The sequence below is a fragment of the Sphingomonas sp. H160509 genome, assembly GCF_024124765.2.
Taxonomy (GTDB): Bacteria; Pseudomonadota; Alphaproteobacteria; order Sphingomonadales; family Sphingomonadaceae; genus Sphingomonas.
This window is the reverse complement of sequence record NZ_JAMXSR020000002.1, coordinates 322,710-335,087: the sequence shown is the minus strand read 5'-3', so window position 1 is coordinate 335,087 and position 12,378 is coordinate 322,710. Positions and strand designations below refer to the sequence as shown.

Here is a 12,378-nt window from a genome sequence, read left to right as displayed (position 1 = left end):
CGCAGGGCCAAGCCGGGCGTGCCCGAACGGTGCTGGCACAATGATCGCGCTGCTCCTTTGCTTGACGGACGCGCCGGCGCTGACCGTTCCCCGTACGGTCTTCGCGGATAGCCGGGTAGTGGTGCCCGAATCCGTGCTCGCCTGGCCCGACCGAGCCGTCGTCCGGATCGAGGACCGCGATGGCGAACTGGTCGCGCGGTTCGACCAGGTGATGACGTCCGACCGGATCGCGGCATTTCGCGAAGCCGCGGGCCATGCGATCGGCGATCTTCGCTGGAACGACGACAGCCTCGTCCTGCGTCCCGCTGACGGCTGGACAATGAAATGGCGGCAGGCGGGCGCAACGGTCGCGGTAACCTTCTCGCCGCCGCCCTCGACCGAACCGCTCGCCGAGACTGCCGACGATACCGCATCCGATGCCGCGCTGACCGCGATCGAGGCGGACGCCGCGGCCGGGTATCCGGGGCCGGCACGACGCGCCGCGACGCAATTGGCGAAACGCTATCCGACCGACCCACGCGCGGCGCGCATGCTCGCCGACACGCGTCTCGCCGACGGTGACGTGCGCGGCGCGGCGCGCGATTACCGTGAGCTCGCAGCCGACGACCTGACTGCAAGGCGCGCCATCGCTGCCGCACCGGGGACCGCCAGCATCGGCGTCACCGCGCGCGACGGCAGCGACCTGTCGCAGGCGGAGTTTGCCGCACGGATCGACGCGGCGGTCGGCGATACCTTAACCGCCGGTGGCGGTATCCGCCATGTCACCAGTCGTGTCGGCGCCGACGCACGGACCGTGCGAACCGGCGACACGATCGTCGATGCGTCGCTGGCCGCAGCGTTCGACGGCGCAGTCCGCGTACAACTGCTCGCCTCCGCAGCGCTCGACGATGGCGTCACGGGGGGCGGCGCCAAGGCCGTCGCGGGGTCCGCCGACGCGCAGTTTCGCGTGACGTTGACCCGGCATATGCCCGATTACTCGACGCCGGCGCAGGTTCTGGCAGGCGGGTATATGTCGCGTGCCCTGCTCGGGGTGACCTATCGGCTGACTCCGGGTCTCGTCGTGCAAGGCGATATCGGCGCGAACCGGTACGGGCTAGCCGGGAGCAGCGGCGCGAGCGACACCATCGTCGCGAGCGGCGGGGTCGATTATCTCATCCGCCGCCAGTTTCCCTCACTCGGCCTGACCTATCGGTTCGAGGCGGAGTACGTCCAGCGGATGCAGTTCGGCGCGAACAGCCTGGCCATCATCCCACTCGCCACGCGCGAGAACCATACCGTCCAGGGCCTGCTCAGCGGCGCGCTGGGCACGGTGCAGATGACCGCACTGGCAGGCTGGACCGTCGACCGGTTCGGTGGCGACGGCCCGACCGCCAGCCTTGGCATCGCCGCTCCGATCGGCGTCGCCTGGCGGGTCGAGGGCAGCGGCGGCATCACATCGATCGCACGCCCCGGCTTCTCGGGTCGCCAACTCTACGCACGGGCGCTGCTGACCCGCAGCCTTGGGGATACGCAGTGACGCACGACGAACAGGCGGCCAAGTGGCACACCAGGTGGCGACGCTCCGCGAGGATCGCCGCAGAGATCGCCATCGCGTTCGCCGCGCTGATCGTGCTCGACTGGTGGCTGACCGGCGGATCCGGCTTCGCGCACGTCCATCCCAACCCGTATTGGGTGCCGGTGCTGATGATGGCGCTCGCCTACGGCACGGGCCCTGGCGTCCTCGCCGCGGCCGTCGCATCGGGATTGTGGCTCGCACATGTGCAGGACAGCGCAGGCGAACGCGACTATCTCGACCATCTGTTCCATCTCTCGCTTCAGCCGTTGATGTGGTTCGTCGCCGCGGGGATCATCGGCGAAGTAACGATCATGCGGACCGGGCGTCACGATCGCCTGGAAAAGCGCGGCCGTGTCGCAACGCGCAACCTGGCACGCCTGACCGACGCGTTCGCTACGCTGTCGCAGACCAATCGGCAGTTGCAGGTCCAGATCGCGACGGAAGCGCATACCGTCGGCCATGCAATCGAGACGGCGGTACGGCTTTGCTCGCAGGAACCGGCCGTGCGACGTAGCGTGATCGGCGAGTTGATCGCTCTGGCGGCTCGGACCCCGGATTTCACATGCTACCGGGTCACCGGCGACGACGCGCGCGCGTGGATCAGCGGACCAGTCACCGCAGGGCGACGCGACGTCCTGCCCGTGTCGCTGATGGAGCGGGTCGAACGACACCACGGTCTCTTGCATGTCGCAAAGCGCAGCGATCGCCGCGTGCTCGACGGAATCGGCGTTGCCGCGATTGCGTTGCCTGATCGGGATACGGGCGAAATCGTCGGCTGTTTGGTCCTCCACGCGCTGCCGTTCGAAACACTCAATGCGAGCCGTACCGCCGAACTCGCGGAAATCGCCGCCTGGTTGACGCCGCTGCTCGCCGATACGCTCCACGCGACGCAGCGGCCTTTGCGATCCGCCGGGCTGATCGCGTGATCCGCCGCCTGATCGCGCTCGCGGTTCTTGAGATGACCATCCTCACCGCCTGCTGGATGGCCGGTATTGCGGTCGGCTGGGCCCTCGCGGTCCATGCGGCATCGAGCGCAATCGGGTTCGTCACGTGGTTGCGCCATGACACGACAACCGGTTTCGCGCCCGCCATGCTCGGCGTGCTGGGGCCGCTCGGTCTGCTCGCCGCGCTTCCCCTCGCGCGCATATTTCGGCCCTCGGTACAACGCAGCGACGACGAGATGTTCGGTCCGGTAGCAGGGCATTCGACCCAGCGTGGGGCGCGTCTTGCCGTTGCGCGGATGCTCGACGGGCGGGTTCATCATGCGACGCCCGATACGCTGAGTTCACTGGTCACGATCATGCGTCACGGTGGGGTTGCCGAGCGGCGGCGTGCGTTGGAAACCGTGGTGCGATCGTTCGAGCCGGCGCTGTCGCCGCTCATTGCATTGGCGCTGACCGATGGTGACCAGACGATCCGCGCGCTGGCGGCGGCGGCTTCCGCCCGGGTCGCGGAGAACCTCGTGCTGGCGCGAGCGCGGCTGTCGGCGCGCGTTGCCGATGGGGTCGATCCCGACGCCGCAACGAGCTTGGCAAAGTTGCTCGCGGATCACGCACGCTCGGACGTGCTGCTCTCCGATTCCCAACGCCTGCACCTTCGTGAAGATGCGGTCGCGACGATGGCCGCCGCGATATCTCGCGGGGCAGATGATCCGCGTTCGGCGACGCGCGACGCACTGACGATGGAGGCATTGTGGGCAGCCGGCGATTATGACGCGATCGACCGCACGGCGGCCGCGATCGAGGCGTCGTCGGAACGGCTCGATCCCCCCATCGACACAGGAGATCGTAGCGCGAGGGCGCTGGCGAACTGGTGGCTGACGGGGGCTACGGCGTGATCCGGGTTGCGGCGCTCGCCGAACGGTCCGGGCAAACGTCGATCGATATACCGGACGCGGACATCTGCCTGATCGTCGAGGGCGCCTATCCCTATGTGATCGGCGGGGTGTCCGGCTGGTTGCAGGATCTGATTACCCACCTGCCCGACGTCCGGTTCGTGATTGCCGCGATCAAGCCGGGCGCCGGACTCCTCCCGTTCCAGCTGACGCCACCGCCCAACGTCGTCGCGGTAGTCGAGATCGGTTTGGCGCCCGAGCCTGCCGTACCCCGCGCGATCCCCGACCGGGTAGCAGTACCGATCGCCGATGCGCTGGTTGCATTCGTCGCGACCGGTGGCGCGGAGTGGCTCACGACGCTCATCGACCTGATCGGCGGCAACGCCCGGCCGCTCGCGCCCGGCGACATCCTGTCGCACCCCGCAGTGTTTGCGCGGCTGAAGCGCCATTACCAAGCGATGTTGCCCAAGGCGTCGTTCCATCATTATTTCTGGGCGATGCGCGTGCTACTGGGCGGGTTGCTCTCGGTGCTGACGACGCCCCTGCCCCGCGCGCGCGCGTATCACACGATCTCTACCGGATTCGCAGGCCTGCTCGCCGCCCGCGCCGCGCGCCAGACCGGGCGCCCGGCGTTCATTACCGAGCATGGCATCTACCTGCTCGAACGTCAGATCGAAGTGATGATGGCCGACTGGATCGGCGATCAAGTCGACACCGGGCTCGAGCTCGAACGCAGCGTCCGCGACTTACGCGACCTGTGGGTGCGCGCGTTCACCAGCTATGCCACCGCCTGCTACGACAGCTGCGATCCCATCGTCGCCTTGTACGGCGAGAATACGGCGGTCCAGCGCCGGCTTGGGGCTGCCGCCGACCGGGTCCGCGTTATTCCGAACGGCATCGATCCGAAACGGTTTGCAGCACTCCCGGACCAGCGCGATCCGGCGCATCCGCTGGTCGCGTTACTCGGCCGCGTGGTGCCGATCAAGGACGTAAAGACATTCATCCGCGCGGCCGCGATCGCGCATGCCGAACGCTCCGACATTCGCTTCGTCGTGCTCGGCCCGGAGGATGAGGATCCCGAATATGCCGCCGAATGCACCCGGCTGGTCGAAGATCTGGAATTGTCGCAGGTCTTTCGCTTTGCCGGACGGGTGCGGATCGAGGATTGGATGGCGAAGATCGACCTGCTCGTGCTCACCAGCCTGTCGGAAGCGCAGCCGCTGGTGATCCTGGAGGGTGGCGTGTGTGGCATCCCGGTGGTGGCACCCGACGTCGGCAGCTGTCGCGAGATGATCCAAGGACGTGGCGGCGCAGACTCGGGACACGGCGGTATCGTCACGCCGCTGGTCAATCCGGCAGCGACCGCGGCGGGGATCTTAGCGATTGCCGGCGATCCCGCGATGCGTTTAGCGATGGGCGAAACGATTCGCGAACGGGTGCGCCGGGACTATGACCATGACACGATCATCGGTGCCTATGCGCAACTCTATCAGACCCTGCTCGTCCAATAGCAGGAACGACTTTTATGCTCGTTCAGAGAGGTTCGATTCCCGCCGGTAACCACAGTATCGCTCGAATCTACGCTCCAGGACCAGCTAAACGCTCAGTCCTGATGTATAGTGGATCGATCGACAATGAACCTATCTGGCTTTGACGTCAGATTTTGGCGTTGGTTGCTGATCGGCGCGCCACGGGCAACCCATCGCGCGTCTCAGAACATATCCGATGCCTGAAACTGTGCAGTCTGCGGCGAAGACATCGCCGAAGGTCAACGTCATGAGTCTGCTGCGCCTTGGACCTGCGTGACGTGCCAGACCAGCCGCGGCCATCAATCGGCAGCGCCGCAAGGACTATTTCTTGCGGTGACAACCTCCGCGTCAACGCTAGTTTCGGTCGACCAGAATCACATGAATGCAAAGTCAGTTGCCGTTCCCGCGCGCTCCGTCGCGCGCCAGTGCATTCGTCTTTTTCCAAGCATCGGTTCGAAGCGCGTCAAACCGCTCGTTGTCTTCTGCCGGGGCAACTCCACCGGATTGCAGAATCACGTCGTTCAGCGATCCCATTCCACCGTAGAGGCACAAAAGCCGGTCGACGCCGTGATAGTCGGATTGCGCGATACTCGATCTACACCGCTCGATCTGCTCGGCCCATCCGTTGTCCCCGTGCAGCTTCAGCAATATCGTCATGGCTTCAAGTGTTTCAGCAAGCCGAGTGACATCCGGATGCAATGCCATTTCACTAACGTAGCGGATCAATTGGAATGATAGCAAGGGGGCAAACGCACCCTGCCCTACTGCTCCCGGGCTTCCTTGACAGCGGGGTTTTGGGAGGGCCGCACGGCCCCACATAGCGACGTTCAGACTAAATAGATCAGGCCCGGCAAGGCACTGTTCTGATAACTGGAGCAAGCGCTAGAACGCGGCGCCACGCCGCTGGTTACCGCAAGCCGCGAACACGTCGGCATTTGCGGGGAAGTGAGGCCGCTAACGTTGCCGTTCAGCGGCCGGCGCCGCCGGCTCGTCGCTGAAAGCCGGACGGACTATCGCCAGCCGACCTTTTTTTACTCGGCTGCTCCGGCGGCACGAACCGAACGTCTAGGTCGGGCATGCCTACACGATCGCCCAAGCTGACAGGCCTACATGACATTTCTGTCATTTTGGGTTTACGCCCGCCCGCCCTTCCGTCTAGGGGACGCCCTTCTGAAGGGTGGCAAGGTGATGATGCGGAAGGCTATTTTTCTTTCCGTGGGCGCGTGCCTGCCGCTGTTGGCGGCGTGCAACCGGCACCAGTCGACGCTCGCGCCGTTCGGCGAGGAGGCGGACAAGGTCCTCTCGATCACCATCGTCCTGGTCATCGGCGCGATCATTCTCGCGGGCGGGCTAGCGTTGCTGATGCGCCACGCGATGCGCGCGCCGGAAGGTCGGCTGACGCACAAGGGCGGGATGAAGCTGGTGCTGTGGCTCGGCGGCATCGGCCCTTCGATCCTGCTGCTGGGCCTGCTGCTCTACGCTCTCCCAGCAATGCGTCCGCGCGAAGTCGCAAACAACGATCTCCGCATCGGTGTCGAGGGTGAGCAATTCTGGTGGCGCGTGCGCTATGCGCCGCCGGGCGGATCGGTGGTCGAGACCGCGAACGAACTGCGCCTCCCCGTCGGCCGCACGGTCGAACTGTCGCTGCGCAGCCCCGACGTCATCCACAGCTTCTGGGTGCCGGGCTTGGCGGGCAAGATGGACATGATCCCCGGCCGCACCAACCGCCTCGTCGTCCGCGCGACCAAGGCGGGGACGTACCGCGGCGTCTGCGCGGAGTTCTGCGGGCTCGGCCACGCGCTGATGGCGTTCGACGTGATCGCGATGGAGCCGGCCGCATTCGAGCGCTGGCTCGCCGAGCAGCGCAAGCCCGCCGTCGTCATCGCATCGCCGGGCGCACGCGCCTTCGCGAGCTATGGCTGTAGCGGTTGTCACAGTGTCCGCGGCATCGGCCCGGTCGCGAAGATCGGCCCCGACCTGACGCACTTCGGGTCGCGCCCGACGCTCGCTGCGGGTGTGCTGCCGATGACCCACGCCAACATCGCCGGGTTCGTCCGAGATCCGGGCAAGACCAAGCCCGGCGTGCGGATGCCGGCCTTCCCGCAGATGTCGGCCGCCGAAGCCGACCAGATCGCAAGCTACCTTCAGGGGCTCAAATGACCACCGAGAGCACCCAATATATCGCGCCCGACCAGAACGATCCCGCGGTCCGCAAGGGCCAAGAGGATCGCCTGCGTGAAGTCTGGAAGCCGCCCTCGGGCTGGTTCTTCCGCTGGACCGACGTCAACAACAACCGGATCGGCGTGTGGTACACGCTGACCGCGTTCGGCTTCATGCTGTTCGCGGGCGTGCTGGCGCTGATCATGCGGACGCAGCTGGCGGTGCCCAACAACGACCTCGTCACGGCGAACACGTTCAACCAGCTGTTCACGCTGCACGGCTCGATGATGATGTTCCTGTTCGCGGTGCCGATGTTCGAGGCGGTGTCGATCATCTTGCTCCCGCAGCTGCTCGGCGCGCGCGACCTGCCGTTTCCGCGGTTGTCGGGGTTCGGGTACTGGAGCTTCCTGATCGGCGGCGTCTTCGTGTCGGGCTCGATCTTCTTCGATGCGGCACCCGATGGCGGCTGGTTCATGTATCCGCCGCTGACCACGCGGACCGACCTCAGCGGGCTTGGCGCCGACATCTGGATGCTGGGCTTGAGCTTCATCGAGGTGTCGTCGGTCGCTGCGGCGGTCGAGCTGATCGTCGGCGTGCTGAAATGCCGTCCGCCGGGCATGCGGCTCAACCTGATGCCGCTCTATGCTTGGTACATCCTGGTCGTCGCGGTGATGATCCTGTTCGCGTTCCCGCCGCTGATAGCGGGCGACGTGCTGTTCGAGATGGAACGGCTGCTCAACTGGCCGTTCTTCAACGCTGAGAAGGGCGGCGATCCACTGCTGTGGCAGCACCTGTTCTGGATCTTCGGGCATCCGGAGGTCTACATCGTCTTCCTGCCGTCGATCGCGCTGTTCGCGATGCTGATCCCGACCTTCGCGCAGCGGCATCTGCTCGGCTATCCGTGGATCGTGCTGGCCGCGGTCGGCACCGCCTTCCTGAGCTTCGGGTTGTGGGTCCACCACATGTTCACGACCGGGCTGCCGAAGATCAGCCTCGCCTTCTTCGCCGCAGCGTCGGAAGCGGTGGCGATCCCGACCGGGGTGCAGATCTTCGTGTTCATCGCGACGCTCTGGGCGGGCAACGTCAAGAAATCGACACCGCTGCTCTATGCGTCCGGCAGCCTGGCCGTGTTCGTGATCGGCGGCCTGACGGGCGTGATGGTCGCGGTCGCGCCGTTCGATTGGCAGGCGCACGACACCTATTTCATCGTCGCGCATCTCCACTACGTGCTGATCGGCGGCACGCTGCTGCCGCTGTTCGCCGGGCTGTATTATTACTGGCCGTTGGTCACGGGGAAGAAGCTGTCTGACCGGCTTGGGCGGATCGCGTTCTGGATCATGTTCGTGGGCATGAACCTGACCTTCTTCCCGATGCATCTGTCGGGCCTGCTCGGCATGCCGCGCCGCGTGTTCACCTATCCGGAAGAGCTCGGCATCGGCGGGCTCAACCTCGCCTCGACCGCGGGCTCGTACATGTTCGCAGCTGGCGTGCTGATCGTCTGCATCGACCTCGCGCTGTCACCGCGTCGCCCGAAGGCGCCGCGCAATCCGTGGAACGCGGGCACGCTGGAGTGGCTCGCGCATCCGGACGACGAGGATTGGGGTATCCGATCGGTGCCGCTGATCGAGAGCCGCTATCCGATCTGGGACCAGAAGAACTTCGTCCAGAAGGTCGACGAGGGACGCTTCTTCCTGCCCGACGCGGAGGAGATGCGGCGCGAGTCGATCATCACCACCGTGCTCGACGCACGTCCGGTGCAGGTGATCCGTCTCGGCACGCCGAGCGTGAAGCCGATGATGACCGCGGTCGCGCTCGCGGGCGTCTTCATCCTGACGACCTACCATCAGTATATCTGGTCGGCGGTCAGCGGCGTCGCGACGCTTGCCTGCGTGCTGTGGTGGCTATGGACCGGCACCGCCGAGATCCCCCGAAAAGCCGACCAAGCATATCGGCCACGGCATCGAGGTGCCGCTCTACACGTCGGGGCCGTCGGCGCCGGGCTGGTGGGCGATGTTCATCACGATGATGGCGGACGCGACCGCGTTCTCAGGATTGGTGTTCGGCTATTTCTTCTTCTGGACGATCCACAATGATTTCCCGCCGAGTGGAGTCGGGCTCAACGGGCCGGGCGTGTTCTGGCCGATGGTCGCGCTGGCGCTGACGCTTGCCGGTTGGGCCGCCACTGTCGGCGCGCGCGAAGTGCATCGGCGGGGCAACGTCGGTGCGGGCCGCGCGCTGCTGGTGGTCGGGATCGTCGCGACGCTGTCGAGCTTGTTCGCCGGGCTCGCCGGGCCGTGGTATTCGGACCTTGATCCCGAACTTCACGTCTATCCCGCGATTGTCTGGACGCTGGCGATCTGGACCGCGGTGCATGCCGCGATCGGAGTCATCATGCAGGCCTATACGCTGGCGCGCAGCCTCGCGGGGAAGATGACGCCGGTCTATGACGCGGACCTGCGCAACATCACCGTGTACCACCATTTCCTCGCGCTGACGGGCATCGTGACGTTCTGCACGATCGGCCTGTTCCCGGGTGTCGCATGACAGAGCCCAAGTCTGACCGGAAGCACTGGGCGCGCGATCTGAAGGTGACGCTGTGGACGCTGATCGTCCCGCCGACGATCTGGGCCGTGCATTTCCTCTTCTGTTACCTGTGGGTGGCAGTGACCTGCGCGAAATCGCCGACCCCGGGAACGGCATTGACCGGCTTCCCGCTTGCGACGCTGATCGCGACGATCTTCGCGCTGCTGGGGATCGTCGCGGCGGGCTATATCGCGCGCGTCCAGTCGGAGACGCCGGGCGATCCGGCCCCGCACGAACAGGGCACGGCGATCGACCGCCTCCGTTTCCTCGCGCTATCGACGCGGTTGCTGGCCGGGCTGAGCTTCGTCGCGGTGATCTTCACGGCGCTGCCCGTCATCATGTTCGGCGATTGTCGATGAGGCGTGCGAGCCTCGTCCTGGGCGCCGCGCTAGTCCCGCTCGGCTGGGCATTCGCCGCGGCGCCGCTCGGGATGGTCGGCCACATGGCGGGTCACATGATCGCGGTCGCCGTCACCGCGCCGTTCCTGACGTACGGGGTTGCCGGGAGCAACTTCGATCCCGCCGAGCGCTGGCCCGCGGTGGTGACCCCGCTCGCGATGTCGCTCGTCGAACTCGTTATCGTCTGGCTCTGGCACCTCCCCGCGCTGAGGCTCCGCGTCGACATGCAGCCGCTCGCGCTACTCATCGAACAGGCGAGCTTCCTCATCGCCGGCGTCCTTCTCTGGAGCGCAGTGCTCGGCACCCGCATTGGCGGCGCCACCGACCGTCGCGCGTCGGGGGTTGCCGCGTTGCTGCTGACATCGATGCACATGACCCTGCTCGGAGCGCTGATCGGCCTCGCCCCGCGACCGCTCTACGCAATGATGGCCATGCACCCGGCAACACACGGCCTCGACGCGCTCGAAGACCAGCAGCTCGGCGGCGTCGTCATGCTGATGGTCGGCGCGGCGAGTTATTTCATCGGCGGGCTCGCAATGCTCGGCGGACTGTTGAAGACACGGAGCGCGACCGCATGACGATCCGGATTACCTGGGCGCGCGCCGCCGCCGCCATCGTCGGACTGGCGCTTGCCGGGCTGTTGTTCGCCTGGTCGGGCGTGTTCAACATCGCCGCGTCGTCGGGCCATTGGAAGATCACCGACTGGTTCCTCCACTGGACGATGCGCAACTCGGTCCGCACCTACGCCGCCGTCACCGCCCCCGACGATCCCAAGGCGAACGAGGGTCTCGTCAGTGCCGCCGGCCTGTTCAAGGCAAGCTGCGCCTCGTGCCACGGCGCCCCCGGCGTCCGCCCGCTCCCCGTAATGCAGGCCGCGACCCCGCCCGCCCCAGACCTGTCGGTCAACGCACGCGAGTGGACCGACAAGCAGATCTTCTGGATCCTCAAGCACGGCGTAAAATACACCGGCATGCCCGGCTGGGCCGCCAAGGACCGCGACGACGAACTCCGCCGCATGGTCGCCTTCGTCCGCATGCTCCCCGAAATGACGCCTGCGACCTATCGCTCGCTGACCGAAGTGTCGGGCGTCACCGATGCCAGGATCGCGACCTGCGCCGGCTGTCACGGTGCCGACGGACGTGGCCGCGGCCAGTCCGACATGCCCGTGCTCGGCGGGCAGAGCCCGGCATATCTGCGCGCCGCACTGGAGGCCTACGCAACCGGCAAGCGCCAGAGCGCGGTGATGGCAAACGCCGCCGCGACGCTGACGCCCGAGGACATGACGCGGCTCGCCGATCACTTCGCCGCGATGCCAGGCATCGGCCGCGCAACGCCGTTGGGCTCGGCTGATGCCGCGAAGATCAACCGCGAGGGGTTGCCGAAGGTGCAGCTCCCCCGCCTGCGCAAGCTGCCATTCTCCCGGCAAGCCCTACCCCGTCCTCGCCGGCCAGCGCGCCAGCTACATCGCCCAACGCCTCCGCAACTGGCGCGGCGACGAGACGGTGGTCGACGCGCGGAAGTCCCAGTCGACGATGCCGGTCATCGCCCGCCGCATCCCCGAGGATATGATCGATCCGCTGGCGCATTATCTGGCGGGCCGCTGAATTACCGCACAGGCGGTGCCGTCGAGTCTTGAACAAAAGGCTTAAGCTTCGTGCCTAAGCGTGCCCGCGATCATAGTTTAGCGCTCGATCCCTAGCGGCGATCTTGATGCAGACCCACAATCGTACGCTCACGCCCCCTCCCCTTGCTTCCCAACTTCGGACGCTGGTTCATCTTTGCGAATGACCGATTTCGGAGGGCGGCTATCCGCTCGCGAATGTCGTGATGGGAGAGGAAAGCGGCCATCCGCTTTTAGTGCTTCAATCGAATTAGCAGCCGTCTAAGCTACACTTATCCTTGTTCTCCCGATTTAGCCGACGTCTCGGCCTCACGTCGCATGAACGTCCAATCAATCAGGGCTTCAATAGACGGCCCGAGTGCCAGGCCGATCTCGCTCAGCGCATATTCGACCCTGGGTGGAACCTGGGGATAGATCGTCCGGGTGACGATCCCGTCCTTCTCAAGTTCTTTTAGCTGTTGAATAAGCATCTTCTGATTCACGCCTTCGACACGTCGTTCCAGCTCGGAGAAGCGCAAAGGGGCCCGTGCAGCAAACAGTTGGAAGATGATCACCATCTTCCACTTTCCCTCCAGGACGCGGAGGGCCTCGCTGGTCGCCGCAGCCCAGACAAGCTGCTGCTGTGGGTCCTCGCATTGCCAGTCACGCTGCATAGGCCACTTACCTTTTTGGTGGGTAACCCACCTTTCGGTAGGTTC

Annotated in this window: 10 protein-coding genes and 1 pseudogene; 9 read left to right on the top strand and 2 right to left on the bottom strand. The window is 65.8% G+C overall.

The window, feature by feature from the left end:
• The first annotated feature begins 40 nt into the window (after positions 1 to 40).
• From NHF48_RS03280 to pelF, 4 genes are read left to right on the top strand one after another with little or no spacing between them, the layout of a single operon-like run.
• Entirely contained in the window at positions 41 to 1,516 is a 1,476-nt protein-coding gene (locus NHF48_RS03280; RefSeq protein ID WP_253070220.1) for a hypothetical protein, read from the top strand.
• Positions 1,513 to 2,481, top strand: a complete 969-nt coding sequence (locus NHF48_RS03275; RefSeq protein ID WP_253070219.1) for a hypothetical protein — start codon at positions 1,513 to 1,515, stop codon at positions 2,479 to 2,481. The genes NHF48_RS03280 and NHF48_RS03275 overlap by 4 nt, the downstream gene beginning before the upstream one ends.
• Complete coding sequence (locus tag NHF48_RS03270) at positions 2,478 to 3,392, top strand: hypothetical protein (protein WP_253070218.1); 915 nt, start codon at positions 2,478 to 2,480, stop codon at positions 3,390 to 3,392. Before NHF48_RS03275 ends, NHF48_RS03270 begins: the two co-directional genes overlap by 4 nt.
• Complete coding sequence (gene pelF, locus NHF48_RS03265) at positions 3,368 to 4,900, top strand: GT4 family glycosyltransferase PelF (RefSeq protein WP_253070217.1); 1,533 nt, start codon at positions 3,368 to 3,370, stop codon at positions 4,898 to 4,900. The genes NHF48_RS03270 and pelF overlap by 25 nt, the downstream gene beginning before the upstream one ends.
• 408 nt (positions 4,901 to 5,308) lie before the next feature.
• Here pelF and NHF48_RS03260 read toward each other — a convergent pair whose 3' ends face one another.
• Positions 5,309 to 5,623 (bottom strand): DUF6966 domain-containing protein, encoded by a 315-nt coding sequence (locus NHF48_RS03260; protein ID WP_253070216.1) that lies wholly within the window; start codon positions 5,621 to 5,623, stop codon positions 5,309 to 5,311.
• Between the two features lie 486 nt (positions 5,624 to 6,109).
• On the opposite strand from NHF48_RS03260, the gene coxB reads away from it, so the two are divergent.
• The 5 genes and pseudogenes from coxB (at position 6,110) to NHF48_RS03235 (ending at position 11,695) form a co-directional block, all read left to right on the top strand.
• A complete protein-coding gene (gene coxB, locus NHF48_RS03255) occupies positions 6,110 to 7,078 on the top strand; it encodes a cytochrome c oxidase subunit II (RefSeq protein WP_253072323.1) in 969 nt (322 codons plus the stop codon).
• Positions 7,075 to 9,622: pseudogene (gene ctaD / locus NHF48_RS03250) on the top strand (cytochrome c oxidase subunit I). The gene coxB and the pseudogene ctaD overlap by 4 nt, the downstream one beginning before the upstream one ends.
• Entirely contained in the window at positions 9,619 to 10,020 is a 402-nt protein-coding gene (locus NHF48_RS03245) for a hypothetical protein (protein ID WP_253070215.1), read from the top strand. The pseudogene ctaD and the gene NHF48_RS03245 overlap by 4 nt, the downstream one beginning before the upstream one ends.
• The gene (locus NHF48_RS03240) at positions 10,017 to 10,637 is read left to right on the top strand and encodes a cytochrome c oxidase assembly protein (RefSeq protein ID WP_253070214.1); all 621 of its coding nucleotides are present in this window, start codon (positions 10,017 to 10,019) and stop codon (positions 10,635 to 10,637) included. The genes NHF48_RS03245 and NHF48_RS03240 overlap by 4 nt, the downstream gene beginning before the upstream one ends.
• On the top strand, positions 10,634 to 11,695 hold the full coding sequence (locus NHF48_RS03235) for a c-type cytochrome (RefSeq protein ID WP_253070213.1): 1,062 nt from the start codon (positions 10,634 to 10,636) through the stop codon (positions 11,693 to 11,695). Before NHF48_RS03240 ends, NHF48_RS03235 begins: the two co-directional genes overlap by 4 nt.
• Before the next feature lie 257 nt (positions 11,696 to 11,952).
• Here the strand turns inward: NHF48_RS03235 and NHF48_RS03230 are convergent, their stop codons facing one another.
• Positions 11,953 to 12,333, bottom strand: coding sequence for a winged helix-turn-helix transcriptional regulator (locus tag NHF48_RS03230; protein WP_056485754.1), 381 nt, complete (start codon positions 12,331 to 12,333; stop codon positions 11,953 to 11,955).
• Positions 12,334 to 12,378 lie beyond the last annotated feature (45 nt).

Coding starts and splice junctions, on each gene's coding strand:
- NHF48_RS03280 (WP_253070220.1), top strand. CDS start 41: ATGATCGCGCTGCTCCTTTGCTTGACGGACGCGCCGGCGCTGACCGTT.
- NHF48_RS03260 (WP_253070216.1), bottom strand. CDS start 5,623: ATGGCATTGCATCCGGATGTCACTCGGCTTGCTGAAACACTTGAAGCC.
- coxB (WP_253072323.1), top strand. CDS start 6,110: ATGCGGAAGGCTATTTTTCTTTCCGTGGGCGCGTGCCTGCCGCTGTTG.
- NHF48_RS03245 (WP_253070215.1), top strand. CDS start 9,619: ATGACAGAGCCCAAGTCTGACCGGAAGCACTGGGCGCGCGATCTGAAG.
- NHF48_RS03240 (WP_253070214.1), top strand. CDS start 10,017: ATGAGGCGTGCGAGCCTCGTCCTGGGCGCCGCGCTAGTCCCGCTCGGC.
- NHF48_RS03235 (WP_253070213.1), top strand. CDS start 10,634: ATGACGATCCGGATTACCTGGGCGCGCGCCGCCGCCGCCATCGTCGGA.
- NHF48_RS03230 (WP_056485754.1), bottom strand. CDS start 12,333: ATGCAGCGTGACTGGCAATGCGAGGACCCACAGCAGCAGCTTGTCTGG.